We start from the raw sequence: 25718 nt of genomic DNA, 5'->3' as shown, positions 1-25718 counted from the left end.
AGGCGATCGAGACGATCGAGGACCGCTTTCACACATCGACGCAATCGGCCCGCAAGCGCGGCACGCGGGTCAAATAGGCGTGCGGGCCGCCGCGCCGAATCGTTCGACGCACGCCTGACGCACCCGCTCGACCGGCATCGACCAATCCTCGCCCGGCGCGCGTCGGAACAGGCGCAGCGTGTGCGGATACCACGGCGAATCGCTGCGATCGTGCATCCAGCGCCAGTCGATATCTTTTTCAGGCAGCATCACCCAGCACGGCTTGCCGAGCGATGCGGCCAGATGCGCGGTGGACGTGTCCACACAAATCACCAGATCGAGTTGCGCGATGATCGCCGCGCTGTCCGCGAAATCCGTCACGAGCGAGCCGAGATCGAGCAGCGGTTGACCGGCGGGCGGATGGCGCGCCTCGTCCTCGCCGCGCCCTTTTTGCAGGCTCACGAAGCTCAGGCCGGGCACGCTCCAGAGTGGCGCCAGCATGGCGAGCGAGGGTATCGAGCGGTTCACATCGTTATGATGGTTCGCGTTGCCCCTCCATACCAGACCGATCTTGCGGCCGGAAGGCAGCGCGTCCAACATGGGGCGCCACCGCTCGACCAGCGCCGGCTCTGCCGCGAGACGCACGGCGCGCGGAATCGTGTCCACGCTCGTGCGCAGATGCAGCGGCGCGCTCAGCAGGCTCATCCAGCAGTCGTAAGCGGACGCTTGTGCGCGCGCGGTGTCGTGGTCGAGCACGGCATCGACGCCGTCGACGCAAGCCATCAGCCGGTGCAGCGACGGTGCGCACGCGAAGGCGATATGCGACGCGCCCCGCGCTTTCAGCAACGCAAAATAGCGGCTGAACTGGATCATGTCGCCGAGGCCGTCCTCCTGCCAAACCAGCAGCGACTTGTCGGCGAGCGTATCGCCTTGCCACTGCGGGCAGCCCAGCATCGACGTGGTCTTGTGATGGACGAAACCGGGCTGCTCGTAGCGGCATTCGTAAAGACGCCACCCCTCTTCGAAGCGGCCCATGCCGAGCAGCAACACGGCCAGGCCGAATTTCGCATCGTCGTAATCGGCACGTAAAGCCAGCGCCCGTCGATACGCATTTTCGGCCTCGGGCAGTTGCACGAGTTGCGCCCGCGCCGCGCCGAGGTTGTAATGCGCCTCCGCCATATCGGGACACACGCTAAGCGCCTGCTCGAAAGCGTGGACCGCCGCCGGCAAACGATCCAGCCGGCGGAGCACGCACCCCAGGTTGTTGTGCGCATGGACGAGATCGGGCCGCAGGCGAATCGCTTCCCGGTAAGCCGACTCGGCCTCGAACAGATGCTCCAGTTTGCACAGCGCCACGCCGAGGTTGTAGTGCGCTTCGGCGTAATCGGGACGTTGCGCGATGGCTTCGCGATAAGCCGCTTCGGCTTCCGGCAAACGTTCGAGATCGGCGAGCACGGTGCCGAGATTCAGGAGGGCTTCCGCGTAATCCGGACGAATGGCGAGGGCAAGACGAAAAGCGAGTTCGGCTTCGGCGAGACGAAACGTGGCCTTCAGCACGCCACCCAGGTTATTGAGCGCCTCCGGATACTGCGGCCGGATAGTCAGCGCCTCGCGGTAGGCGGCGTCCGCTTCGGCGAGACGGCCGAGTTCCATCAGCACGTTGCCCAGATTGTTATGGGCTTCGGCGTGACCTGGCAATCCCGGCAGCGCCTGGCGGAATGCCGCTTCCGCTTCCTGCAGTCGGCGCAGCTCGTGCAATACGATGCCGCGGTTATAGTGGGCTTCGGCGTAGTCGGGGCGAATCGCCAGCGCCTCGCGGTACGACGCCTCTGCTTCCTCCTTGTAGCCGAGCCCGTAGAGCACGGCGCCGAGATGATTGCGGGCGTCGGCCTGCCCGGGCCGCAGCGCGACCAGTTGCCGGTACATCGCCTTGGCCGCCGACAGGCGCCCGAGCGACTTGAGCAGCATGCCGAGACTGCCGTACACCTCGGCATAGCCGGGCTTGAGATGCAGACAGCGGCGCCAATGGCTCTCCGCATCCGCGGGACGCTGCAAGGCGAACGAACAGGCCCCGGCGATATTCAACGCGTCGGCGAGGGCGTCGTCCGGTATCGCATCGCCGTCGACAAGCGGCGTCACCATCGACAAGGCTTCGGCGAATTGTCCGGCCGAGAACAACGAGACGGCCTGCTGGTTGATATCGTCGATCGAGGATGCGAGCTGCGTGTGGTTCATGAGTCGTGGTAACGGAAGTCGCCGATGATCCGGCCGGGTCGATCGCATGTGCCGCGCCCTGACCGGCGTTTCGGCTGCCGGATCCGGCGTGCCAAAGCCTCGGTGCGACCGCGAAAGCGGAACATGTACCACGCAGCTTACGTGAATCGGCGCGCCTGTAACGCGACGAAATGAGCGGCTTTCGGCCTTCTAATCCCACACTGTAACGAGCATTACGAGCGAAAAGACGGCGGGGCAATGTTAGAATCGCCCGCGTCTTTACGCCCAACATCATGAATCCACGCTCCCGCAACCACATGACCGCATGGCTTGGCCTGTTCGCCATGTGGCTCGTCGTGTTCGCGCCGGTCGTGAGTCAGATGTTGATGTCGAACCGCGCGCACGAGCCCATCGCCGCGCTCTGTTCGGCGTTGCAGCCGCGCGATTTCAGCGTGGTAAGCACGGCGAGCGTGACGACCCAAGCCACCCCGGCGCCGGTCAATCTGAGCCATGACGACGCTTTTGGCGCGTGCGGCTACTGCCATCTGCTTCAGCACCACGTCGCCATGCCGACGGTCGCCGCGGCCGAGCCGCCCGCCGCCCTCGCGCTTGCCGGCACCGCGCCGCCCACGCTGTCCACCCGCTTCACGCCGCTTGGCGCCTTTCCGTCCGGCCGCCCTAGAGGTCCACCCGTCGTTTCCTGATCGCTGTCGGTCCTGATCGCGCATTCGTCGCACCCGTCGAGGGGGCGCGCGATCGTCTGTTCCATGCATCGAGGAAACGTTCATGTTCAACTTCGCCCTGCGAAGGCTGCCCTTTTGCGCCCGCCGTGGCGCGCGCGGCTTCTCGCTTCAACCGCTGCCGCGGCCGTTTTTTCCCGCGTGCCTGCCTGCCATTGTTCCGGTGTTCGTGCCGGCCTTCATCGCCTCGCCCGCTCATGCGCAGAGCGCGAGTGCCGAGGCCGCGCTGCCCACCATCAGCGTCAGCGCGAATGCGACCGCCGCGCCGCGCGCCGTCGATCCCAACCTGCCGGCCTCGGTCGAAACCGTCACCCGCGAGCAGTTCGAAAACTGGAACGTCGTCAACACCGAAGACGTGCTGAAGTACATGCCGAACCTCGCTGTGCGCAAGCGCTTTATCGGCGATCTGAATTCGATCATCGCCGTGCGTGGCACCAGCAATTCGCAAAGCGCGCGCGGTCTCGTCTATGCGGATGGCCTGCTGCTCAGCAATCTTCTCGGCAACAACTTCTCGTTTCCGCCGCGCTGGTCGATGGTGTTTCCGGACGAGATCCAGCAGGTCGATGTGATCTACGGACCGTTTTCCGCGCTCTATCCGGGCAATTCGCTCGGCGCGACCGTGCTCATCAGCACCCGCATGCCGAAACAGTTCGAAGCGACCGCCGACGTCAAAGCCTTCACGCAGCACTTCAGCCTGTTCGGCGTGAATCAGAATTTCAACGGCAGCGAAGCCAGCGCAACGCTCGGCGACCGCATCGGCAAGTTCTCGTATCTGCTCGGCGTGAATCACCTGGAAAACACCAGCCAGCCGCTGCAATTCGCCACGCTCGCCAAGTCCGGCACACCCGCGAAAGCTGGCGACACGCCGGTCACCGGCGCGTACTTCTACAACAACCAGACCAATACGCCGACGGCGGTACTCGGCGTGAACAGCGAAGGCATCGAACACACGGTGCAGGACCAGTTCAAGCTGAAGATGCAATACGACTTCACGCCGACACTGCAAGCCGGCTTCACGCTCGGCTATTGGCATCAGACCTACAACAGCCAGACCTCGAGCTTTCTGCGCGACACGAACGGCAATCCGGTCTACAGCGGCAAGGTCGCGATCGACGGCTACGAATACACGATTCCCGCCGCCGCATTCGCGCCGAGTCTCGGCCATAGCGAGAACTGGCTCTACGGCGTGTCGCTGAAAACGCGCAATGCCACCGGCTGGAACGGCGAAGCGATCGCTTCGTACTACGACGTCGGCAACAGCGTGGCGCGTACGGCGAATTCCGGCGCGCCGGGCAACGGTCCAGGCACCGTGATCTTCGGCGACGGTGCCGGCTGGAAAACGCTCGATCTGCGCAGCACCTACACGCCCGAGACAAATCAGGCCGGGCTCACGAATCATGCGCTGAGCTTCGGCTATCACTATGACAACTACTTCCTCGACAACGAAAGCTACAACACGCTGAACTGGCGCGACGGCGCGGCCACGTCGTTCGCCAATGCGTTTGCCGGCAAGACGCAGACCCAGGCGCTCTACGCGCAGGACGCATGGCGCTTTCTGCCGCGCTGGAAGCTCGTCTACGGCGTGCGGTATGAAGACTGGCAGGCCTATGGCGGCTCGCAGTCGCTAGCCGGCACGACCCTGCCGTATAGCGACGTGAGCCAGCAGCACTTCTCGCCGAAAGCCTCTTTGTCGTTCGACGTCACGGACGACCTGACCTTGCGTGCGTCCATCGGCCGCGCCTATCGCTTCCCGACGGTCAGCGAGCTGTTTCAAGGGCAGATCAACGGCTCGTCGATCATCAACAACAATCCGAACCTGAAGCCCGAAGACGATCTCTCGAAGGAATTGACGGCTGAATGGGCGCACTGGAACGGCGTGTTCCGCTTCTCGCTGTTCCAGGACGACGTGAAGAACACGATCTTCAGCCAGACCGATACGACCGTGATTCCCAACGTGACGAACTTCCAGAACATCGGCAAGGTCCGTTCGCGCGGCGTCGAAACGAGCTACTCGGGACAGGACGTGCTGGTGCGCGGCCTGGACCTGCTGGCGAGCGTGGCCTACACGCAGTCGAAGATCATCGCCAACGCGCAGAACCCGGCCACGGTCGGCAAGTACTTCTACCGGATTCCGCTGTGGCGCGCGGATCTCGCCGCGACGTATCACTTCGACGAACGCGCCGCGCTCACGCTAGCCGCGCGTTATTCGGGCCGTCAGTACAACACGCTCACGAATACCGACACGAATCCGGACGTGTTCGGCGGCACCAGTTCGTACACGGTGGCCGACGCGAAATTCACCTACAAGCCGACGAAGCTAAGTGAAATCGGCATCGGCGTCGACAACCTGTTCGATGCCCGCTATTTCGTCTATCACCCGTACCCCGGCCGTACGTTCTACGTGGAAGCGAAGTTGCGCATGTGAGCGCGCTTGAACCAACCGCATACGCATCCACGTTGCTCGAACTGATCGACTCATCTTTGCTTCAGGAGGATTTCATGTCCACCACCACTGGCAGCGACGCCCGGCGCGTCACGTCGGCGACCACGGCCGTCCATCCAGGCTATCGGACGCTCTGGCGCTGGCATTTCTATGCGGGCCTCTTCGTGATGCCGTTTCTGATCGTGCTGGCGATCACCGGCACGCTGTATTGCTTCCAGCCGCAAATCGAGCCGCTGCTTTATACGCAGCGCCTGATCGTCACACCGCAAGCCGTACCGAGGCTACCCGAAGGCACGCTGCTGTCGAGAGCGCGTTCGGCCATGCCGCCAGATGCGGTCGCAATGACCGCTGTCGTCGCGAGCGCACCGGAGCGCAGCGCCGAATTCATCTTCCGTCTCGCGGACGGCGATAAACAGAGCGTCTATGTGAACCCTTATACCGGCGCCGTGCTGGGCACGCTGAGCGTCGAACGCCGCTTCATGCAAGTGGACCGGATGCTTCATCGCAAGCTGCTGCTCGGCAAACCCGGCGAGCTGCTGATGGAACTGGCCGCATGCTGGACGCTCGTGATGATCGGCACCGGCGTCGCGCTGTGGTGGCCGCGCGAGAAAACCACGGCAAGTGCGACGCTGTTGCCGCGCTTCGCGCTCAAGGGCCGCGCGCTGTGGAAGAACGTCCATGCTGTGATGGGCATCTGGCTCGCGCTCGGTGCGCTCGCGTTCGTATTGACGGGACTGCCGTGGACGGGTTCGTGGGGCAAGCAGTTCAAGGCGCTCGCGACCGCCGCGAATCTCGGTGCGCCGCCGGGTTCGTGGGGCGGTTTGCCGTTGCAATCGGCCATGCCCGGAAAGAGCGGCACGCAGCCCTCCGCAACGGATCCGCATGCGGAAAACATGGCACATGATGAGCACGCCGAACACAACGGCCATGGCGCCCATGCGGCCACCATGGATTCGATGCCCGGCATGGTGATGGACGACCTGCCTCTACCGCTCACGCCCTGGGCCGTCGGCAACACACGCGTGCCTAACTCCCACTCCGGCTCCGATGAGGCAAGCGCCGCGCATCCGCTGCCGCTCGGACGCGTCGTTGCACTAGCCGCATCGCTCGGCGTGACGGACGGCTACAACATCGTGCTGCCTGCTTCCGCGACCGGCGTCTACACCGTCTCGTACTTTCCGGACGATCCGAAAGACGAACGCACGCTATACATCGACCAATACAGTGGTGCGATCCTGAAGGACATCCGCTATGGCGATTACGGCGCGGTGTCGAAGGCCGTGTCGTACGGCACGTCGCTGCATATGGGCCGTTATTTCGGCGTCGCCAACCAGATTCTCTGCGCCGCGATTTCTTTAGGGCTGGCCGCGATGGCCGTCACCGGCTGCGTGACGTGGTGGAAGCGGCGGCCGCAACGCTCGCTTGGCGCACCGTCGCGTGAACGTGCCGCGCCGCCGATGCGCGGCTGGAAAATCGGCCTCGTCCTGCTCGGCATCGTGTTCCCGTTGATGGGCGCCACGCTGCTCGCGGTGTGGCTCGCGGATCGCGCGATCTTCGGCCGTGCTTCGCGGCGCGCGGCGACGCCATGACGGCGGCCACCTCGCCGTGGCGCTGCTCCCGGAGATAGACGCAGCGCCGCGTCTCTGCGCTCGACGTCCCATGTCCCGCGAAACCGGTGCGGACCACGGTCCTCGGAAACCGATTGCAAGTCACGCTCGTTTACGATACATTTTGCTCGATTATGATCGTTTCGTAGACCGAGCAAGGTGAAGACATGCAACGAACGCGACAGGAAGCCATCGACGGGCTGCTGCCCGAGCAGCGCGAACAGCTGATTCTCGAACGGCTGCGAACACACGGGCGCGTACTGGCGTCGGCGCTCGCCGCGGAACTCCAGACATCGGAGCACACGGTGCGCCGCCATTTGCGCGATCTCGCCGAGCAGGGCCATTGCAAGCGCGTCTACGGCGGCGCCCTGCTGATCTCACCGGCTGACAAACCCGCGTCGGTACGCATGGGCGAGGCCGTGGATCGCAAGGCCTGTCTCGCCGCCGCCGCGGTGTCGATCGTCCGCTCCAAGCAGATCATTCTTCTGGACGCGGGGTCGACCAACGTCGCGATTGCCGAGGCGCTGCCCGACAACGCGGAGCTGACTGTCGTGACGAATTCGCCCGAGGCCGCCGCGCGCCTGCTGAACCGGCCCGGATTCGAAGTGATTCTGGTCGGCGGACGGATCGCGCGCGGTGCGGCGGGCTCGCTCGGCGCGACCGCCCTGCTGCAGATCCAACAGATCCGCGCCGACCTCTGTTTCCTCGGCGCGTGCGCGCTCGATCCGGACGAAGGCGTGGCCGCCTTCGACGCCGAAGATGCCGAACTGAAACGGTCGATGATCAAGGCAAGCGGCCAGATCGCCATCGCCATGACCTCGGAAAAGCTGATGACGGCGGCACCGTTTTCGGTGGCGCCCGCGTCCGCCGTCGACTACCTGTTCGTCGAAGCCGACCTGCCCGCTGCACGCCTCGCCAGCCTCGAAGCCGTCTGCGACAACGTGATGGTGGCCCGCTCATGACATCGTCCGCTATGCCTCAGATCAAACCGGTCAAGGAACGCGTCGCGACCTTGGGCGTGTTTCTCGCCAACGGCTTCGGCATCGGCGCGTGGGCTGTCGAAGTCCCGCGCATCAAGGAAAGCCTGGCGCTGGGCGACGCCTCGCTCGGCATCGCGCTGTTCGCTTTCGCGCTCGGCGCGATCGTCGCGATGCCGCTGGCGGGACAACTGGCGCCGCGCTTCGGCAGTGGCCGCGCTACCGCGTTACTCGGCGCGGCGTTCGTCATCGCGCTGCCGCTGCCGGCTTTCGCGCCCGGCATGGCCGCGCTGTGCGTCGTGCTGTTCCTGCTCGGCGCGGCGAACGGCGCGCTCGACGTCTCCATGAACGGCCACGCGAGCACGATCGAAACGCAGTGGCACGCGCCCATCATGTCGTCGTTTCATGCGGCCTGGAGCGCGGGGGGCCTGCTCGGCGCCGCCTCGGGTGCGATGTTGCAAAAGAGCGGTGCCGGGGTGATCGCCGGCCTGTTGATCCCGGACCTGTTCATCGCGGTCCTGATCATCGGCGCCGCGGTGCTTGCATTGCGTGATCTCGGTCCGAGGGCGGCTGCCGCGTCGAGCGGCCTGGCGTGGCCCTCGTCCGCCGTGATGAAGCTCGCCATGCTCGCGTTCCTTTGCATGCTGGTGGAAGGCGCGGTCGCCGACTGGAGCGCCGTGTATCTGCGCTCGGCGCTGAACCGCGAGGCGAGCGTCGCCGCGATCGGCTACTCCGCGTTCGCGTTCTCGATGGCGGCGTGCCGCATCGTCGGCGATGTGTCGGTGCGCCGTTTCGGTTCGAGCAAGGTCGTTGCGCTGGGCGGTTTGATCGCGGTGGCCGGGCTTGCGCTCGTGTTGAGCTGGCCGACAATCTTCACGGCTTGCGTGGGCTTCGCGATGGTCGGCGTCGGCCTCGCGAATATCGTCCCGGTGATTTTCAGCGCGGCGGGCCGCTCGACGCTCACGCCGGCAACCGGCGTGTCGATGGCCGCCACCTTCGGTTATGCGGGCTTCCTGGTCGGGCCGCCGTTGATCGGCCTCGGCGCGGGCCTGCTCGGTTTGCGCCTTGCCTTGTGCGTGCTTGTCATGGCGACGCTGGTCGTTTGTCTGGTCGGTGGCAAGGCGGTGCGGAGTGTGCGGCTTGCTTAGGGCAGGTTCACGCGGATAACGGGCTTGCGCTGGCCGCCAGAGGGCCGAGCGCAAGGATTGCGGCCTTAGAAAATGCCCGGAATCACGCGATAACGCACGCGGGCTTTGTAGTTGCGATAGCCTTCGTCCGCGGAGAGAAGCTGCTCCTCGCGCACGATGCGCCCCACCTGCAACGCGAACTGGCAACCGTACACCAGCAGGTTCTGCAGGCCGAAGTTCACCAGCAGAAAACCGATGTCGATGATGAAGTAACCGAGGTACATCGGATGGCGCACGAAGCGATAGGCACCACGCGATACGACGCCGCGATTGGCGGGCAGGATGCCGAACGAGCGGCGCAACGACGCCTTGGCATACAACTGCCAGAAAGTCCCCAGCAGTTGCAGCGCGGCGCCGACGGCCTCCGGCACGAGTTGCACGCCGGGTGAGAGACGCACGGCGAGGAAATAGTACGTGCCGCCCATCGAGCAGATGAAGGCGAACGGCCGCCAATCGCGTTTCATGGGCACGCGTGTGAAGAGCGACAAGCCCACCGTGAAGCACGCGGCAACCACGAGCAATAACAGCGTGATGCGCGACGGCTGCGTGCGCCATTCCGCCATCGCGGCATAGGCGAACAGGCTCAACATGAGCGCGGCGCCCAGGCGCGCGGCCACTTCCACGAGCGCATGGCGCAGGCCGCCAACGCTATCCGCGGCGGCGGACGTGGCGCTCGATGCCGAGGCGGCTTGCTGGCCGACGGCGAGTGGCAGGTCTTGCAAAGGTGTCGTCGTGGTCATGGCGCGCTCACTTGGAAATACGCAGGATTTGCGAAGCCAGTTGCGAAAAGCACGGCTTCAGATCGGCTGGTGTCGCGGCGTAGCAGTACACGCCAACCGGCTGTTTTGGGTTGTAGCAACGCGATAGCGAATCGGCTGTGTTCGCCATGCACTTGAGCATATCCTGACCGATTTCATTGTCCGGACCGGCGGCCTGCACCAACTCCGGTCCGTAACCCAGCGTGAACACGTAGGTGCCTTCGGCACGCGCCGCCGCAGCCATTGCTTCGAGCAGATTGCGCGAAGCGCGGTTGACGTTCACATACGTCGCATTGCCGTTCGACACCACACGCGGCGAGGTCACGGGCCAGATCGGGAAGGTTTGTTCGTTGACGTTGTGGGCGTTGTACCACTTCGGCATGGCCGTCACGAATCCCGACGTATCGCTCTGGTAACACGGCGACGCCAGCTTTTGACTCAGGGCACCAATGCTGAACAGTCCCGAGACTGCGCCGGATGTACCATCGCCGCTCGCGAGCGTAGTGGCAATGTTGTTGCACTTACTCTGATTGGTCGTGAAGAACGACGAGAAGCTATTCGGCGCACCGTCCGAGAAAAATACGATCACGCGCAGGCTCGAAGGTTGTGTAATCACCGTGTTCAACTGATTGCGCGCATTCCACAATGCTTCGGCCGAATTGGTGCTGCCGTTGAACGTGTACTTGTTGATGTCGGCGGTCATGGTCGTGCGATCGAAACCGCGCGTGTTGCCGTTGAACGGCACGTCGATCACCGTGCCGTACGCGAAGTGCATCAGCGCCACACGATCATTGGTCACGTCGAAATTATTGAGGAAGGCCACCGCGTTCGAGCGTACCGCGGCCGGCACGCCGGAAGTGTTCAGCGATTGAGTGTTATCGATCACGAACGCCATATCCAGCGTCTTACGGATCGACTGCGAAGTCGCGCTCACGTTCAGCACGTTGAATCCGAGCACTTTCGTGAACGTAACCGGCACGCTCGCCTGCGCGGTCATGCCGATCGTCACCGTGCCGGCGTTGAACACGATCGAGGGCGTACCCGCCGTCACGCTCGAGCCGAGAAAACCCACCGGATAGTTCGCCGCGAAAAAGGCCGTTGCCGCCTGCTGCGCGTTATTGGTCTGCTCGGTCTGGTTGTTGCCGCGCGTGACCGCTTCGCCGGCCGCGATCACCGCGCCGTCGGTGGCGGCGTCGAGGCGCGCCTTGATCATGTAGCCGAGCCCGGAATCCACCACGAGACCGAGGATGCCCAGCAACGCAATCAGCGACACCGCCACGATGATGCTGACCGATCCCCTCTGCCGCCTTCTGAATGCCGCTGTTGTTTTCATTGAATTCCCCCGGTCCTGCGTATTTTTATTTGAGCCAGCTTTTCGCCGGGTCAGAACACCGTCATTGCATAGAGATTCGGCGAGAGTGCAGGTGTCGTGATGCCGCCGCCGAGATTCAACGAACCGATCAGCGGCGTCTGCAGATAGAACGCCTCGACCACGTATGCGATCTGGCCGTCGGAGAGCTTGCCTTGCAGCAGGTTCACCACCGGCGACGTGTTCCCCGCCGCCGGAATGCCGCCGCAACTGCCGGTGCCGTCCGTCGCCCAGCGCGTGCCGGCATTGCCGCAATTCCACAACTGGCTCGCCGGATTGTAGTTGCCGCCATTCCAGCGATACTGCGCGACCACCACGCCTGTGCAATTGTTGCCGCTGCTGTCGCAGTTGTTGTTGCCCATGACCTCGGTGATGTAGATCATGCCGTGCGCCGTCATGTTCAGCGGTGGCGTGGTCGCGGTGAGCGAGGACATGATGGTCTGCATCGGATAGGTGAGCGACGCGCGCGAGGACAGGCTCGCGCCTTCGCGGCTCACGTTGATCAGAATCATCTGCGCCTGGATGTTGCGCGCTATGTCGTACACCGGCAGCGCGAGCGCGAGCAGCATCGGCAGCAACAACGCCATTTCCACGCTGACGATGCCTCTGGACGCGCGGCGGCTTCGCAAGGAACGGGTGCGCATGTCAGAAGCCCTCGTTACGCATCGTCGCCGCGACGCTGAAGCTGAACTTGCCGTTGGCGAAGAACGGCTTGACCAGCGGTGTGAGAAGCGGCCAGATGCAATTGATCTGCAGCACCACGATGTCGCCGGGATTGCCGAACATGCCAGTGCTGTAACTCGTCTGCGTGTTGTAGGTCTGGCTCGCGCCGTTGATGGTGATCACGTAACTCGGCGAGACGAGCGAATAGAGACCCATCGAGCTGTTCTTGATCTCCTGCACGACAGCCAGATAACGCTGCTGGTTGGTCGCGTTCGGATCGAGGTTGGTCTGGCCCGTCACCGAATAGCGCGCGCCTTCCCGCACCGCGTATTGCATGGTCAGATTGACCCACATCGCGATGCCGAGGTCGATGGCGATGCACAGCAGCAGGAACAGCAGCGGCGCGATCAACGCGAACTCGACCGTGGTCACGCCGCGTTGCTTGCGCGTGAGTCCGCGTCTGCTCGCGCGCGCTTCTACGTTAGGGGTGGAGTTCCGGCGAACGGCTTTCATTTCGTCTCCTTGTCCAGCGCCGGCACCGGCTTGCCGGCAAGCCCCGCGCCGCGTTCGGCGTGCAGGCGCAGCGGCCAGCAGAACGCTTCCAGCAGCGAGTGCGGCTGCGCGCCGTCGTCGAGACCGGTGGCCGGCCACTCTTCTCTGGCCGGCACCCACTGCGTGTCGAACAGGTGATCCCACAGCGGCAGCAGTTGCGTGAAGTTATGGTCGAAATGCTCGGTGCGGTTCGAATGATGCAGGCGGTGATATTGCGGATTGTTGACCCACGTGATGTAGCGACCGAGGTCGACACGCAGGTTCATATGCGCGAAATAATGACCCAACATGAACACGATCGAAGTCGAGCCGACAATCCATGGTTCGACCTTGAACAGCACGCCGACCAGCGGATAAAGCAGACAACCCTTGATGAGGGACTCGACCCAGTGGTGCCGCAAGGCGACCGTGACATTGAATTCGACCGCGCTATGGTGCAGCGAATGCAGCTTCCACAGCACGGGCCACGTGTGCTGCAGGCGATGAAACGCATATTCGAGCACGTCGATAGTGAGCAGCACGATCACGAACGAAGCCAACGCGCCCAAGCCGTGCGAGTTCAGCACCACCATGCCCCCGCCGAGCGCGTTCACGATCGCGATACTCGCCGCCGCCGTCAACGGCTTCATCGCTTCCACGATCGCCAGATAGACGCCCGCATAGGTCACGTTGAAACGCTGGCCGGCGCGCGATTGCAGCATCGCGGCGGGCCAGCGCCGTTCCAGCGCCGCGCCCGCGGCCATCATCACCAGTCCGAGCGCGTACATGCGCAGCCACACGCTGGCGTGTTGCAGGAGGTCAGGAAACGGGCTGGATGCGAACATGGGATTCCCCGGTGAATGCCTGGCGTTCAACCGCCCGTCATGGTCTTGATGGCCGGGAACAGCTGGCGCACGATCTGGATCGCCGACGGACCGATCAGCACGGTCAGCAGCGTCGGAAAGATAAAAAACATCAGCGGAAACAGGAGCTTCAGGGCGATCTTGGCAGCCTGTTCCTCCGCGCGCAAGCGTCGCTTGGTGCGCAGGTTGTCGGTATAAACACGGAGCGAGTCGCCCACGCTGGTGCCGAAGCGGTCCGCCTGGATCAGCATTGCGGCGAGCGTGTCGATATCTTCCACGCCGGTGCGCAGCGACAGGTTGCGCAACGCCTTGTCGCGCCCCGAGCCGGCGCGCAATTCCAGCAGCACCATGTCGAATTCGTCTTTGAGCGCGTGGCTCTTCACGCCGATTTCCTGGGTGACGCGCATCATCGCCGCGTCGAGGCCGAGCCCCGCTTCCACGCACACGGTCATCAGATCGAGCGCGTCGGGCAGATCTTCGAACAGCTTGCGTTGACGGCTTTCGACGAGGCGCGTCATCACGAGGTTCGGCAGATAGAAGCCGAGCGCCGACGCGGCCAGCACCGTCAGCAGCAGATACATGCCTTGATCGGCTTCGAAGGCGTTGCCGAAAAAGATCAGCGCAAGGGCCGGCAGCGCGAGCGCCAGCACCGTCTTGGTGGCGAAATAGATGGCCGGCGCGGACGGCGTGCGGATGCCCGCGTTCGCGAAGCGCAGACGCAGCGCCGACTTGTCCCAGTCCTCTTTCGGCAGCGACAGTTTGGCGACCCGCTCGGACATCTTCGTGACGGTCTCGACCCAGCTCTTTTGCGCGCCGGCGTCGGCTTCACTGGGCGCGCCCGGCTGCCCGAGCTCCTCGATGCGCCGTTGGACAGGATCGGGGCGCAGCAACGTCATCGCCTTGAGCGCCGCGCCGAACACGATCAGGAACATCACCCCCAGCATCACGATCTGTTCTATTTTCATGGTCTGCGGGCCGGGCCCGCGCTCCTCGTGTCGAAAGCGATGGTCTAGATATGGATGCGCACGACTTTGCGCATCCACAAGATGCCGAACAGCATCATCGTGATCGCCACGCCGGCGAGTTGCACGCCGGCCGGGTCTTTCCAGAACACGCTGATGTAGCCCGGATTGAGCAGCGTCAGCAGTCCCAGAAGCGCGAACGGCAATATGGCGAGCACCCAGGCCGACAGGCGCCCTTCCGCCGACAGCACGCGCACCTTGCCGAGCAGCTTGAGCCGCTCGCGAATGATGCCCGCGATGGAACCGAGAATCTCCGCCAGATTGCCGCCCGCCTCGCGCTGGATCAGCACGGCGATCACGAAGTAGCGCAGGTCCTCGACCGGCACGCGGTTCACCATGTTCAGAAGCGCGTCGTTCATCGACACGCCGTAGTTGATCTCGTCGAACACCAGCGCGAATTCGCCGCCGAGCGGATTGGGCAGTTCCTGGCCGACCATGCCGAGCGCGGCCGGAAAGGAGTGACCGGCGCGCAACGCGCGGGAGATCAGGTCGGCTGCGTCGGGCAACTGGCGCTCGAGTTGCCGCACGCGTTTGGTGCGCTTGCGGCGCAGAACCATGGTCGGGAGCAGGCTGGCCAGCGCGGCGAACACACCCAGCACCAGCGCGGGCGCGTGCAGCACGAAGCCGGCAAAGGCGCCCGCAACCGCGCACAGCAGCGTATAAGTGACGAAGCGCGCCACCGACCACTTCAGCCCGGACTGTTGCAACTGCCGGTCGAGCGCGTGCACGCGCGGCATGCGCAGCAGCAGTTGTGTGACGAACGGCGACTCGCTCAGCATGCGCTGCTTGAGGATCGAGATCTGTTGGCTGCTCACGTTGCCGCCCGCGGAGAGCGCGCGAATGCGCTCGTCCATGCGCTTGACGTCCTTGCCGCGATGGCTGCTCCAGAACAGATAGACGGCCTCGATGGCCAGCACGACCGCGAGAAACGCGAGCACCGCAAAGCCGATAAACGACGTGTTCATGTCCCTCTCCTCAAACCCGTTGCGCGTTCATACTTCGAAACGCCGTGCCGGATCGAACATCTGGTCCGGCAGCACGATGCCGAAGCCCGCCAGCCGCTCGCAGAATTTCGGCCGCACGCCGCTCGCGCAGAAATAGCCTTTGATCATGCCGTTTTCGTCGACACCGGTACGTTTGAACGCGAAGATCTCCTGCATGTTGATGATGTCGCCTTCCATGCCGGTGATTTCGGAGATGCTCATCAGCTTGCGGCGCCCGTCAGTGAGGCGCGACGCCTGCACCACCACCGTGATGGCTGACGCGATCTGCTGACGGATCGCCTTGATCGGCATCGTCAGACCCGCCATGCCGACCATGTTTTCGAGCCGCGTGAGCGCGTCGCGCGGCGTGTTCGCGTGCAGCGTCGCCATCGAACCTTCGTGGCCGGTGTTCATGGCGTGCAGCATGTCGAGCGCTTCGGCGCCGCGCACTTCGCCCAGCACGATACGGTCGGGACGCATCCGCAGCGCGTTGCGCACCAGCGAGCGCTGCGAGATTTCCCCCTTGCCTTCGATATTCGGCGGCCGCGTTTCGAGCCGCAGCACGTGTTGCTGACGCATCTGCAATTCGGCCGCGTCTTCGATGGTCACGACCCGTTCGTCTTCCGGAATAAAGCCGGAGAGCAGATTGAGCAACGTTGTCTTGCCGCTGCCCGTGCCGCCCGAAATCAGTACGTTCAGCTTCGACTTGATCAGCGCTTCGAGCAGTTGCGCCATCGCGGGCGTGAAGCTCTGGTTGTTCACCATGTCGGTGACGGTGAGCGGATTCACCGCGAAGCGGCGAATCGACACCAGCGGTCCGTCGATCGCCGACGGCGGAATGATCGCGTTGACCCGCGAGCCGTCGGGCAGGCGCGCATCGACCATCGGCGTGGATTCGTCGATCCGGCGGCCCACGCGCGAGACAATGCGCTCGATGATCTTCATCAGATGCGCGTCGTCGTAGAAGGTCACGTCGGTGTGTTCGAGGCGCCCGCGCCGTTCCACGTACACGTGCTGCGACGTGTTGACCAGAATGTCGGAAATGGTCGGATCGTTGAGCAGCGGTTCGAGCGGGCCGAGGCCGACCATTTCGTCGTGCACGTCCTGGGCGAGACGGCGGCGCTCGAGTTCGTTCATCGGAATCTTGTCTTCGTCGACGATCCGCTCCACCAGTTGCGCCAGTTCACGCTTGATCTGCTCGGGCGACAGCCGTTGCAGCTTGTCGAGCTCCACCCGGTCGATGATCGCCTGATGAATGTTCATCTTGAGCTGCTGATACGCGCGCCGCGCCGCGAGGCTCTCGGCGGCCACGCCGGCGGTGGCCGCGGGACTGGCGCTGTCGAACGGCATAGTGCCGCTCTGGATCATCAACTGTTCGCGCAATGACATGGTGCTCTCCGCATTCTTTTCGATGGCAACCCAGCCTGAACGGATTCAGGCGGATCAGTGTCCAGGCTTCAGTTGCGGCGGCGAATTCGGCCGGCTTTGGAACAGACGGCCCAGCACGCTCTTGCGCTCCACTACCGGCAACGGCCACAGCAGCGCGGCGAGTTGCGAGATGCCCTGGGCGAGCGCGCCGCCCTTCGCGCCGGTCACGAGCGGCACGCCGTGATTCAGCGCCTCGGTGGCCTGCTTCTCGTCGCGCGGCAGCTGATGCGCGACCTTTGCGCCGAACGTTTCTTCGAGCGTCGCCAGGTCGATGCGCGCGTTCTTGTCGTACTGATTGACGATCACCTTCACCTTGCTCGCCGGATAGCTGAGCTCCTTGAAGATGTCGAGCATGCGGCGGCCCGCATGCAGGTAGAGAATGTTCTGCCGCACCACCATGCAGATCGAGTCGCTGTGATCGAGCGCGTGGATCGCGAGCGGATTGATGTTCTGACCGACGTCGATCAGCACCGCGTCGTATTGCTCGCGCACCAGCGTGAGAATCCGTTCGAGATGCGCGGCGCGCAGTTCGCCCGATTTGACCGGATCACCCGCGCCGGCCAGCACGTCGAGATTCGCGTGCACGTGCATCACGCAGGCTTCGAAGAAAGCGGCGTCGAGCCGATCGATCTGCGAGCACAGGTCCGCGAGCGTGGCGGGCGGCGCTTTGTCGGCGACCAGCAAGCTCGCGTCGGCGAATTGCTGGTTGAGGTCGATCAGAAGCACGCGCTTGTCGCGCAAGGAGGCCAATGCGTAGGCGAGATTCACGGCGATCAGTGTCGTGCCGCTGCCGCCCTTGCAGGAAGTGAACGACACCACGCGCCCATCGCGGCGCACGCCGGCGTGTTTCTTTGCCGAGACGTGGGCGAGCGCGTCGGCGATCTCGCCGTCGTCGAGCGGCCAGGACAGCACGTGCCGCACGCCGACGCGCATCGCCGCCATCAGCAGCGTGGTCGACGGCGCGGGGGTCACCAGCATGCAATGCAGATGCGGCAGGTGGGACAGCACCTCTTCGACGCCGCTCAGATCGCGCGGCGCCAGGTCGGCGTCGTCGACGATCAGCAGATCGGCGCTCTTGATCGCCGCGGCGTGCACGCGCAACTGCTTCGCCGTACCGTGCAGCGTACGCAGACGAAACGCGATGCCGCTTGCCTCGAGACGCGCCGCGATCTGCGGCGCGCGCTCGGCGCTGGACGAAATCAGAAGGGTGTCGATCATGGTAAGTCTCCGCTGGCGCCGGACCTGGCCGCCTGGTTGTGCCGCGTCAATACGAGTTCGATGAGCCGATGCCGATCGCGAAGTTATTGGTCGGCGCGGGCGGCGCCGTGAACGATTTGGCGTAGCTCTTCTGCGCAGCGGCCGCTGCCGTGCCGTCGATACCCGCAACCGGATCGGTGTTTGCCGAGGCATTGGGATTGAGCGTCTGCATTTCCTTGATCTGGTTGACCGAGTCGCCGAACGTCGCGTCCCAGTGCGGCGTCGAGCTCAGGCAGCCGGCGAGCGCGGCGCTCAAGCCGGCGCACAGCGCCGTGCGGATCAGTGTCTTGGTGCTTGTCATGTCGATCTCCGGTAGGCCGCGCATTACTGCGAGGCATTTGAGGCGCTGGTTTCCGGCGTGGCCGGGATCACAGCCACGGACGCAGCCGCGCTCGGAGCGGGTGCGGGAACCGGTGCGGGTGCAGGCGCGGTTGCCGGTGCCACGACGGGTGCCGAGGCGCCCGCAGCCGGCGCGGCGCGCTTCGTGCCTTCCATGTGGCCGGTCAGGTACACGTCCCCTTCGCTGGCGTCGCCGAAGCCGTCGGTCGGCAGCGGATAGTGCTGCGGCAGCGGTTTGGCGAGGCGCGGCGTGACGATGAACACCAGTTCGGTCTTGTCCTGCTCGTAGCTGGTGCTGCGGAACAGCGCGCCGAGCACCGGCAATTCCGCGGCGCCGGGCAAGCCCTTGATCGAGCCGGTCACGTTACTTTTCAGCAAACCGCCGATCGCGAAGCTCTGGCCGTCGAACACCTGCAGCGTGGTGGAGGCACGCCGCGTCGTGATCAGCGGCAGGATCGAGGTGGTGTTCGAGTTGCCGGCGCTGACCACTACGCCGGTGGACGACAGTTCGGACACTTCCGGCGACACCTTCAGGTTGATGCGGCCGCCTTCGAGCACGGTCGGCGTGAAGGTCAGGCCGACACCGTACTGTTCTTCCTGCAGCACGATGGTCGTGCCGCCCGAACCGTTGCTTTGCGGCACTGGAATATAGACCTTGCCGCCCGCGAGGAAACTCGCTTCCTGACCGCTGATCGCCATCAGGTTCGGCTCGGCGAGGATCTTCACGAGCTGATCGGTTTTCTGCGCATCGACGACCATCTTGAGCGGCGAGTTGTTCGCTTTCGATGCGGTCAGCGCGCTCAGTCCCCCGGACAGGTAATTGGCGAGCAAGCCGAAGCTCCAGCTGCCGATGCCGCCGTTGATATTGGCCGCCATGCCGAGCTGGTCGATCAGCGTCTTCGAGACTTCGGCGACCTTCACTTCGAGCATGACCTGCTGCGGCGCGGCCACATGCATCATGTTGATGATGCGTTCGCCACCCGCGCCGCCAAGCGACGGCGCCGGCATACCCATCGCGCGCGGCGCGGCGCCGAGCGGCAACGGGCCGCTGCCCATCGGCGCGGCGCTTTGCAAGGCGGTGGTCGGACGGGCCACGAAGGCGCGCGCCAGTTCGAGCACGCGTTCGGCCTTGACCGCATCGGAGACCGTGCCGGTCAGCACCAGCGTATCGGCGGCGGCCTTCACCTGAATACCGGTTTCCTCGGGCATCAGCGCGGCGAGTGTTTGTTGCAGACCGCCCGGATCCGCGCCGACGCTCACGTCGATGATCGTGCAGGAGCCGCTGCGGCCCTGCACGATCATGTTGGTGGTACCGACGTCGGAGCCGAGCAGATACAGTGTTTGCGGGGACACGAGCATGGCCTGCACGATGGCCGGATTGCCGACGCTGCGGCTCTTCACCGGTTCGCGCACATCGACCATCGCGGATTTGCCGACCGGGATCGTCACCGAGCTATGTTCGGCGACCGGGCCGCTGCAATTCGGGCCACGGGCACCCTGCTGCGCGCCGCCGGACGAAGCGCCCCCGCCCATTCCCATGCCGCTCGCGGCGATGGTCAGACGCACCGAACCGTTCGACGCCACCGTGAGCGGCACGTCCGGCAAACCGGGCACACCCGCTGCGGCGTTCTGGCCGGCCGCTTGCGCCACCGGCAGCATCGTCAGATACAGGCCCAGCAGCACACACGTGCAAGCTTCGGCGATCCGGGTGCGGCCCCGCGGCAAGCGCGAATTCGCTTCGCGCGGGCCGAGCGGGTGCTGCGGCGCGCTAGCGCGCTGAGTGGTTCTGGCGTTCATGTCATACCCCCGTTATGTGCCGCATTTTTGTGCGTGCTGATCTGAATGTCAGTCACGCATCGGTCACGGCTTGCAGGCTTGGGCCTGTCAAAAACATTCTTGTCTTGCGTCGGCGCCGTCGAGTACCCGCACACAGTTGGCCGGCGCGTGCGCCGCCACTTTGCGCACGATATGCACCGGCTTCGGTTCGGGTGCGGGCGCCACGGCGACCGGCGTTTGCAGCAGGCTGGCCTTGGTGGCGCCGGCGGTGTCGATCGCTTTCGGATCGATCTGATTACGCAACACCAGCGACAGCGTGCCGATGCTGCGTGCAAGGTCGATCTTCTCGGCCTGTTCCGGCGACACTTCGAGCGTCACCGCGTCGACCACCTTCGGCTTGGTCTCGTCGCGGCCCACTTCCTGCGCGACGGCCAGCACGAGAATCTTTTCGAGCACGATCTTGGAGATGTTCTGATCGCGCGTTGCGCCAGGATCGCGGCCATCCTTCTGCGTGTTGACGATGATGTCGACGTAATTGCCCGGCAGCGCGAAGCCCGCCACGCCGATCACGTCGTTCACGCGCACCGTGATGGCGCGCTTGCCTTCGCCGATCACCGCCGAGAGGCCGCCGAGCGTGCCGACCGGCGTGAGCTTCGCATCGAGAATCGGTTCGCCGCGGAGCAGGCTTTCCTTCAGCACGCGGCCGTCGAGTTTCTGGATGTCGGTGTACGAGCCGGGCGGCACGCTATTGGACGGCCAATCAGTGAGCTTGAGGTAGTCCGGGCCGATCCGCTGACCCAGATTGATATCGGCTGCCGCCACCACGACCTTGGTCGTGGTATTCGACGACTGCGAGACCATCCAGCGCGAGGCGAACACCACCGCGGTGAGGCCAGCCAGCGTCGCGATCAGCAGCATCGTTACAGCGCGCGCGTTTTTCATTTTCAACCCCCGATTTTTTGTCCCGCTCCGGCACGCGTCACACGCTGGCGAACAGCACGCATGCGCTGCCTATTGCTATCGCGACGCCGTAAGTCATGGTCCCCGTCGCACTACCTTCGGCCACACTGCCCGACCTGCGCAGCGCGCCGTTTCCCGGCGTCGCGCAGCTGACCAGCAATGTCGCCACCCCGTTCAGTCCGGTGCGCATCTGGCGACGCCGGAACCATATTGCGAGCGACCCGATTGCACCGATCACACAGGTCGCCAAACCAATTTCGAGTGCGCCGTAAGCGCCGCAGAAAGCACCGATCGCTGCCATCAGCTTCACGTCGCCCGCGCCCAGCAGCCGCATCGCGTAGCCTGGCAGGAAGATCGCGCCACCCGCGAGCATGCCGCCCAGCCACATCGTCATTCCGTCGACGACGCCGTGCGTGAACCACTGCACCGGTATCGCCACGATCAATCCCGTCGCCACCAACCAGTTAGGAATCCGGCGCGTTTGCATGTCCCACAGTGCGGCGACGAGCACCAGTGTCATCACGCACGGTCCAACCGGAAAAGGAACCCCGTTCATTGCCTGCTCCGTTTCAAGGATCGAATTGCCCTTCTTTACTGGAGTCGTTTCGTTCGGCGCGGGGCCGTCGCTACCCTGTCCCGAAGGACCGTCGAGTCAGGGCGAGCGATCGGCTTTGCGCCTCTTGCCGCGTCAGGCCGGAGCGACTACGCCCGCCAACGAGCCCGTGATGATGTTGAAAATGGCGTTCATCCGCGCTCCAAGCGCAGTAACCGCCACAATGATCGCCACGGCAATCAGGCCGGCCAGGAGGCCGTATTCGATCGCTGCCACACCGTCTTCTTCGCGCAGAAACTTCTTGATCGTGTTCTTCATGCTAACCCCCGTAGAGTGAAAGTAGACTTCGCTTTTGTGCCGTCTGCAGCCGCCTGAAAAACAGGTGTGCCGAAGCGGCGTTCATGCCCGTCACGAGGACGGAAAAAGTGGCGAGACCAGCGCTTTACTTCGTCACGATCACGAGTGGCTGATACCCCGTATCCATCGCCGTGTCGTTGTTTATTGACAGCCGTTTTTCGTTGGCCCCGCCGCACCCCGTAAAACGCGTGGCCTTCCCCGAACGCGGTTCACGAAGACTGTTGTTGCTGCCGGAGATCTTTTGCTGCTTTCCGTCTGCAACATGTTTTTTCGCTTTGTGACTCTCTATTTGCAACGGCTATGCCAGCAGGTCTCAAAGCCTTGCTGGGCAACGATCGGCGCTTCGGCGGAGGGTGCGGAAGGGAGTTCGCAACACGCGATGGCTCGGATTTGAGACCCCGGAAAGCGCCGGGGCGGAGCCCGCTTGCCATGCTTCGCGCATAATTTCCGGAGGGTGGAAAACCCGTAGGAGCGTTGGCTGGCAATGGTTCGACGAATGTTTCGGTCAAATATGCTGACATTGAGCCGACAAAAGTAGGTTTTACTGGGCGCGTCCGGGATGTTGCAAGCGTGAGACGGACGGCCTGAGAGCGGTGAGGCGGCACGGCGGCGAAAAACGTTGTCCGCACACTCCGCTATGTGGGGTAGCGCGCATTGCGCGATTGACGGTGGATCGCCCCGTCGTTCTCGCTTCTGATGAAACGCCTTGGGGTCGATCCAGGCAGCGAAATTTTTTGGGTGCCGCAAGGAAGGCAGCAGTTGCTCCCGAACGATCCGCTGCGCCTTGCTGGTCGCGCTTGTCAGAGAGATTTGGGGTCCGATTCTGCATCGCGGTTACGCGAGCGCACCGAAAAAACCGTCGTTCATCGCGCGCGCCATCGCGCCCTGGATCACGAAGAAGCCCGACGCGTCCGGTTTCGTTCAGCCGTGCGAGCCGGGCCACATAAGTAGGTGCGCCGACAACGATCGCCGAAAAACCTGGCTAAGAGTTGTGAGCGCCTTCATACGCCACTTGTAACCGAGCGTAAAAGACACTGCCCGCGCCACACGACTAATGCGACGATGTCGCCGCCCCGTCTGCTCCCCACGAAGGCCGCGTTCGTCCTGAAGCTCGCTCGGGACGATGGGAACGGCATGCGGGTTCCAACACCTCGTTACAAATCGACACTGAAAGCGCTCAATTGGCGGTCAACACTGGACATTGCGCGGCGACTGCGCGCGCAATGCCCAACCAGCGAGGACACCTTCGAGGTCGAAACCGTATGGGCTTCACGCAGCAACCGTTCAGAAGTCTTTCGTCGTTTCACGTCAACCTCATTGCGGTGAAAACATGCAGCAGACTTTCATACCCGTGCGACGCTTCAAAAAGAACACGGCCGGTCGCGACTTCGTCGTAGGCGACCTGCACGGCTGTTTCAGCCGGCTTCGAAGAGAACTGGAACTGCGCCGCTACGATCCGGCGCGCGACAGACTGTTTGCCGTCGGCGACCTGGTGGATCGGGGCATCGAATCGCCGGCCGTGCTCGAGTTCGTGAATCGATATCGTATTCAATCGGTGCGCGGCAATCATGAGGACACGATCGTGCGGTGGCATCGCCACGGCGGCAAGAACGCGTCGATTCGATCCAATGGCGGAGAGTGGCTGTTCGATATGGCCTACGACAAAGCGGCGCTGGACGACATCGTGACGTATATGGCGGCCCTTCCCTACGCGATCGAAATCGAAACCGACGACGGCCTGGTCGGCATCGTGCATGCCAACGTCCCCATGCAATCGTGGCCGAAGATGGTTCAGGCGCTCGAACAGGAGGACCGCAACGGGCCGGTGCGCCGCAAGGTGATCTGGGATCGCTCGCGCTGGATCCCGGGCAAGGCAGCAGGTTTTGTTTCGATGCGGCGCGCCTTCGCGCAACTGTGCCAACGGTTTGTCTCAGGATGGCGTGACCCGGGCAGCCGCATCGACGGCGTGGCCGCGGTCATTGTCGGGCATACGCCGGTGCGGGAGCCGAGGGTTCGTGGCAACGTCATCAATGTCGATACAGGGCTCGTGTATGGCGGAGCGCTGACGCTGCTGCGTCTGGATGAGATACCCATGCTGCTCAACCGCGCGGCTCGCGAACAACCGGCGTTCGGCCGGTCGAAAGGATATCCGGCAGGTTCGGGCGTGTGATGGCGATGACGCGGGCGAATGCGCGCTCAACGGCAGCGCGTCGACGCTCCCCTCACGTTCGCTGTATCGCCACGCATTTGATCTCCACCAGCAAGCCGGGATGCGCCAACTCGGACACGCCGATCGCCGTCCACGCGCAGTGACCCCGCGGAAAGACACGGTCTTTGACTTCCCGAAAGACCGGCATGTGCCGGCTCATCTGCACGTGGTACGTGGTCATGTCGACAATGTCGTCGAACGTACAGCCCGCGGCTTCCATTAACAGGCGCAGATTGTCCCAGCAGGCAAGGAACTGCGCTTCGGGATCGCTGATGACCTCCAGTTGCGCCGTACGGCCCACCTGTCCTGCGCAAAATACCGTCGTGCCCACCTTGACGGCCGGCGCATAACCCGCCCGTTCGACGATCAGCCGCATCGGCTCGGGAACAATAATCTCGCGGTCTGCCATACGTTGCCTTCTTCGCTGGGGATGGTTAGCGGAAAGACGCGACTATATCAACTCATCGGTGCGTCGCTGCTTTCGATGATGCCATTTGAGCGCGTCGGCATTGTCGAAGTGCTGGGAGCCATGGGCGCGCTGAATGGCCATCACAGCCTGTACACCCGCTCCGCGTTGTCGTGAAACAGCGCAGCCCGCTCATCCGCCGAGAATTCCCGCGTAATCTCCTTGAACGCGTTGAACACATCGTCGTAACTGCTGAACAGCTTGTCGACCGGAAAGTTGCTCGCGAACATGCAGCGCGTCACGCCGAATGCTTCGATTGCGTGCAGGACGAACGGACGGATGCTGTCCACCGTCCACTTCCAGTCGCCCATACCCAGACCGGAGATCTTGCAGAAGACATTGTCAGCCGACGCAAGCAAGGTCATGCTCTTCTTCCACGCTTCGATCTCTTCGGGCTTACGGTCGACCGGCATGCCGGTGTGGTTGAGTACCATCGGCGTATCGGGAAAGTCACGCGCTAGCGCAAGCGCCTCTTCCATCTGCGTGTAGTAGAGCTGCAAGTCGAACGACAAGCCATGCTGCTTGAGCAGCGCATAGCCACGACGCCATTGCGGATCGTTCATCAGATGCGGACTGTCGAAAAACGTCTTCACCGGATCGCGGTGGAAATTCAGGCATTGCCGAATGCCTCGTACGTTCTTGTACTGACAGTGCTCTTCGATCACAGCCTGTGCGTTCGGCGAAGACAGATCAGCAAAACCGACAATACCGTGTGGATAGCCGTGCTTGTCGGCAACACTCTGAAGCCATCGGGTTTCGGCCACCGGATCGTTGTGATCGTATTCGACCTGAAGATGAACCGTCTTGACCACATTCTGACTCTTGATGTCGGCAAGAAAATCGTCGATCAGATAGTCCTTGCGAATGGGCGAATAGTCACCGAACACGCGCTCGAGCATCGGCCCCTGCAACCACGGATAGTTGCCGGTCTTCAGATCGTACAGGTGATGATGCGGGTCGATGATAGGCAGATTGTCCACAGTGCCTCCTTATAGAGTTATACGATGCACGGCGCGCTCGCAACGAAACACCACTAA

General features: G+C 63.6%; 23 protein-coding genes. 6 read left to right on the top strand and 17 right to left on the bottom strand.

The annotated features are described in order from the left end of the window. Nucleotides 1-69: 69 nt before the first annotated feature. The gene (locus HF916_RS16530) at nt 70-2214 is read right to left on the bottom strand and encodes a tetratricopeptide repeat protein (protein ID WP_168789969.1); all 2145 of its coding nucleotides are present in this window, start codon (nt 2212-2214) and stop codon (nt 70-72) included. A 272-nt stretch (nt 2215-2486) separates the two neighbouring features. On the opposite strand from HF916_RS16530, the gene HF916_RS16525 reads away from it, so the two are divergent. The 5 genes from HF916_RS16525 (at nt 2487) to HF916_RS16505 (ending at nt 9108) form a co-directional block, all read left to right on the top strand. Further along, entirely contained in the window at nt 2487-2897 is a 411-nt protein-coding gene (locus HF916_RS16525) for a DUF2946 domain-containing protein (protein ID WP_168789968.1), read from the top strand. Nucleotides 2898-2979: 82 nt separating this feature from the next. After that, nucleotides 2980-5358, top strand: a complete 2379-nt coding sequence (locus tag HF916_RS16520; protein WP_168789967.1) for a TonB-dependent receptor — start codon at nt 2980-2982, stop codon at nt 5356-5358. A gap of 74 nt (nt 5359-5432) precedes the next feature. Further along, nucleotides 5433-6965, top strand: a complete 1533-nt coding sequence (locus HF916_RS16515; protein ID WP_168789966.1) for a PepSY-associated TM helix domain-containing protein — start codon at nt 5433-5435, stop codon at nt 6963-6965. Between the two features lie 185 nt (nt 6966-7150). Further along, nucleotides 7151-7945: a DeoR/GlpR family DNA-binding transcription regulator gene (locus tag HF916_RS16510; protein ID WP_168789965.1), complete on the top strand. Its 795-nt coding sequence runs from the start codon at nt 7151-7153 to the stop codon at nt 7943-7945. After that, nucleotides 7942-9108 (top strand): MFS transporter, encoded by a 1167-nt coding sequence (locus tag HF916_RS16505; RefSeq protein WP_240975559.1) that lies wholly within the window; start codon nt 7942-7944, stop codon nt 9106-9108. Before HF916_RS16510 ends, HF916_RS16505 begins: the two co-directional genes overlap by 4 nt. 65 nt (nt 9109-9173) lie before the next feature. Here the strand turns inward: HF916_RS16505 and HF916_RS16500 are convergent, their stop codons facing one another. The 14 genes from HF916_RS16500 to HF916_RS16435 all read right to left on the bottom strand — a co-directional run bounded on the left by HF916_RS16500 (nt 9174) and on the right by HF916_RS16435 (nt 21967). Next, nucleotides 9174-9887: a methyltransferase family protein gene (locus HF916_RS16500; RefSeq protein ID WP_168789963.1), complete on the bottom strand. Its 714-nt coding sequence runs from the start codon at nt 9885-9887 to the stop codon at nt 9174-9176. Between the two features lie 7 nt (nt 9888-9894). Next, nucleotides 9895-11238, bottom strand: a complete 1344-nt coding sequence (locus tag HF916_RS16495) for a vWA domain-containing protein (protein WP_168789962.1) — start codon at nt 11236-11238, stop codon at nt 9895-9897. Between the two features lie 50 nt (nt 11239-11288). Then, a complete protein-coding gene (locus HF916_RS16490; protein WP_168789961.1) occupies nt 11289-11918 on the bottom strand; it encodes a TadE/TadG family type IV pilus assembly protein in 630 nt (209 codons plus the stop codon). Nucleotide 11919: 1 nt separating this feature from the next. After that, complete coding sequence (locus HF916_RS16485) at nt 11920-12450, bottom strand: TadE/TadG family type IV pilus assembly protein (RefSeq protein ID WP_168789960.1); 531 nt, start codon at nt 12448-12450, stop codon at nt 11920-11922. Beyond that, entirely contained in the window at nt 12447-13313 is an 867-nt protein-coding gene (locus tag HF916_RS16480) for a sterol desaturase family protein (RefSeq protein ID WP_168789959.1), read from the bottom strand. Before HF916_RS16480 ends, HF916_RS16485 begins: the two co-directional genes overlap by 4 nt. A 26-nt stretch (nt 13314-13339) precedes the next feature. Next, the gene (locus HF916_RS16475; protein ID WP_168789958.1) at nt 13340-14296 is read right to left on the bottom strand and encodes a type II secretion system F family protein; all 957 of its coding nucleotides are present in this window, start codon (nt 14294-14296) and stop codon (nt 13340-13342) included. A 44-nt stretch (nt 14297-14340) separates the two neighbouring features. Then, a complete protein-coding gene (locus HF916_RS16470; RefSeq protein WP_168789957.1) occupies nt 14341-15318 on the bottom strand; it encodes a type II secretion system F family protein in 978 nt (325 codons plus the stop codon). A gap of 27 nt (nt 15319-15345) precedes the next feature. Further along, on the bottom strand, nt 15346-16725 hold the full coding sequence (locus tag HF916_RS16465) for a CpaF family protein (RefSeq protein ID WP_168789956.1): 1380 nt from the start codon (nt 16723-16725) through the stop codon (nt 15346-15348). Between the two features lie 54 nt (nt 16726-16779). Continuing rightward, nucleotides 16780-17982: an AAA family ATPase gene (locus HF916_RS16460; protein ID WP_168789955.1), complete on the bottom strand. Its 1203-nt coding sequence runs from the start codon at nt 17980-17982 to the stop codon at nt 16780-16782. 46 nt (nt 17983-18028) lie between these two features. Continuing rightward, on the bottom strand, nt 18029-18322 hold the full coding sequence (locus tag HF916_RS16455; RefSeq protein WP_168789954.1) for a hypothetical protein: 294 nt from the start codon (nt 18320-18322) through the stop codon (nt 18029-18031). Between the two features lie 23 nt (nt 18323-18345). Further along, a complete protein-coding gene (locus HF916_RS16450) occupies nt 18346-20157 on the bottom strand; it encodes a type II and III secretion system protein family protein (protein ID WP_168789953.1) in 1812 nt (603 codons plus the stop codon). A gap of 87 nt (nt 20158-20244) precedes the next feature. After that, on the bottom strand, nt 20245-21078 hold the full coding sequence (gene cpaB, locus HF916_RS16445; protein ID WP_168789952.1) for a Flp pilus assembly protein CpaB: 834 nt from the start codon (nt 21076-21078) through the stop codon (nt 20245-20247). Between the two features lie 37 nt (nt 21079-21115). Further along, nucleotides 21116-21652: an A24 family peptidase gene (locus HF916_RS16440; protein WP_168789951.1), complete on the bottom strand. Its 537-nt coding sequence runs from the start codon at nt 21650-21652 to the stop codon at nt 21116-21118. A gap of 132 nt (nt 21653-21784) precedes the next feature. Beyond that, nucleotides 21785-21967, bottom strand: a complete 183-nt coding sequence (locus HF916_RS16435; RefSeq protein WP_168789950.1) for a Flp family type IVb pilin — start codon at nt 21965-21967, stop codon at nt 21785-21787. A gap of 1369 nt (nt 21968-23336) precedes the next feature. Between HF916_RS16435 and HF916_RS16430 the strand changes: the two genes are divergently transcribed. Beyond that, the gene (locus HF916_RS16430; RefSeq protein ID WP_168789949.1) at nt 23337-24176 is read left to right on the top strand and encodes a metallophosphoesterase; all 840 of its coding nucleotides are present in this window, start codon (nt 23337-23339) and stop codon (nt 24174-24176) included. A 52-nt stretch (nt 24177-24228) separates the two neighbouring features. Here HF916_RS16430 and HF916_RS16425 read toward each other — a convergent pair whose 3' ends face one another. Then, complete coding sequence (locus tag HF916_RS16425; protein ID WP_168789948.1) at nt 24229-24624, bottom strand: RidA family protein; 396 nt, start codon at nt 24622-24624, stop codon at nt 24229-24231. 140 nt (nt 24625-24764) lie between these two features. Next, entirely contained in the window at nt 24765-25652 is an 888-nt protein-coding gene (locus tag HF916_RS16420; protein WP_206001931.1) for an amidohydrolase family protein, read from the bottom strand. Nucleotides 25653-25718: the final 66 nt, after the last annotated feature.

This window comes from Paraburkholderia aromaticivorans (assembly GCF_012689525.1).
Lineage (GTDB): Bacteria > Pseudomonadota > Gammaproteobacteria > Burkholderiales > Burkholderiaceae > Paraburkholderia > Paraburkholderia aromaticivorans_A.
Note: the sequence above shows the minus strand (reverse complement) of the source record. Positions and strands in the feature narration are given on the sequence as shown.

Coding starts and splice junctions, on each gene's coding strand:
- HF916_RS16505 (WP_240975559.1), top strand. CDS start 7,942: ATGACATCGTCCGCTATGCCTCAGATCAAACCGGTCAAGGAACGCGTC.
- HF916_RS16525 (WP_168789968.1), top strand. CDS start 2,487: ATGAATCCACGCTCCCGCAACCACATGACCGCATGGCTTGGCCTGTTC.
- HF916_RS16515 (WP_168789966.1), top strand. CDS start 5,433: ATGTCCACCACCACTGGCAGCGACGCCCGGCGCGTCACGTCGGCGACC.
- HF916_RS16460 (WP_168789955.1), bottom strand. CDS start 17,982: ATGATCGACACCCTTCTGATTTCGTCCAGCGCCGAGCGCGCGCCGCAG.
- HF916_RS16430 (WP_168789949.1), top strand. CDS start 23,337: ATGCAGCAGACTTTCATACCCGTGCGACGCTTCAAAAAGAACACGGCC.
- HF916_RS16490 (WP_168789961.1), bottom strand. CDS start 11,918: ATGCGCACCCGTTCCTTGCGAAGCCGCCGCGCGTCCAGAGGCATCGTC.
- HF916_RS16495 (WP_168789962.1), bottom strand. CDS start 11,238: ATGAAAACAACAGCGGCATTCAGAAGGCGGCAGAGGGGATCGGTCAGC.
- HF916_RS16455 (WP_168789954.1), bottom strand. CDS start 18,322: ATGACAAGCACCAAGACACTGATCCGCACGGCGCTGTGCGCCGGCTTG.
- HF916_RS16475 (WP_168789958.1), bottom strand. CDS start 14,296: ATGAAAATAGAACAGATCGTGATGCTGGGGGTGATGTTCCTGATCGTG.
- HF916_RS16465 (WP_168789956.1), bottom strand. CDS start 16,725: ATGTCATTGCGCGAACAGTTGATGATCCAGAGCGGCACTATGCCGTTC.
- HF916_RS16425 (WP_168789948.1), bottom strand. CDS start 24,624: ATGGCAGACCGCGAGATTATTGTTCCCGAGCCGATGCGGCTGATCGTC.
- HF916_RS16530 (WP_168789969.1), bottom strand. CDS start 2,214: ATGAACCACACGCAGCTCGCATCCTCGATCGACGATATCAACCAGCAG.
- HF916_RS16485 (WP_168789960.1), bottom strand. CDS start 12,450: ATGAAAGCCGTTCGCCGGAACTCCACCCCTAACGTAGAAGCGCGCGCG.
- HF916_RS16520 (WP_168789967.1), top strand. CDS start 2,980: ATGTTCAACTTCGCCCTGCGAAGGCTGCCCTTTTGCGCCCGCCGTGGC.
- cpaB (WP_168789952.1), bottom strand. CDS start 21,078: ATGAAAAACGCGCGCGCTGTAACGATGCTGCTGATCGCGACGCTGGCT.
- HF916_RS16470 (WP_168789957.1), bottom strand. CDS start 15,318: ATGAACACGTCGTTTATCGGCTTTGCGGTGCTCGCGTTTCTCGCGGTC.
- HF916_RS16480 (WP_168789959.1), bottom strand. CDS start 13,313: ATGTTCGCATCCAGCCCGTTTCCTGACCTCCTGCAACACGCCAGCGTG.
- HF916_RS16510 (WP_168789965.1), top strand. CDS start 7,151: ATGCAACGAACGCGACAGGAAGCCATCGACGGGCTGCTGCCCGAGCAG.
- HF916_RS16440 (WP_168789951.1), bottom strand. CDS start 21,652: ATGAACGGGGTTCCTTTTCCGGTTGGACCGTGCGTGATGACACTGGTG.
- HF916_RS16450 (WP_168789953.1), bottom strand. CDS start 20,157: ATGAACGCCAGAACCACTCAGCGCGCTAGCGCGCCGCAGCACCCGCTC.
- HF916_RS16500 (WP_168789963.1), bottom strand. CDS start 9,887: ATGACCACGACGACACCTTTGCAAGACCTGCCACTCGCCGTCGGCCAG.
- HF916_RS16435 (WP_168789950.1), bottom strand. CDS start 21,967: ATGAAGAACACGATCAAGAAGTTTCTGCGCGAAGAAGACGGTGTGGCA.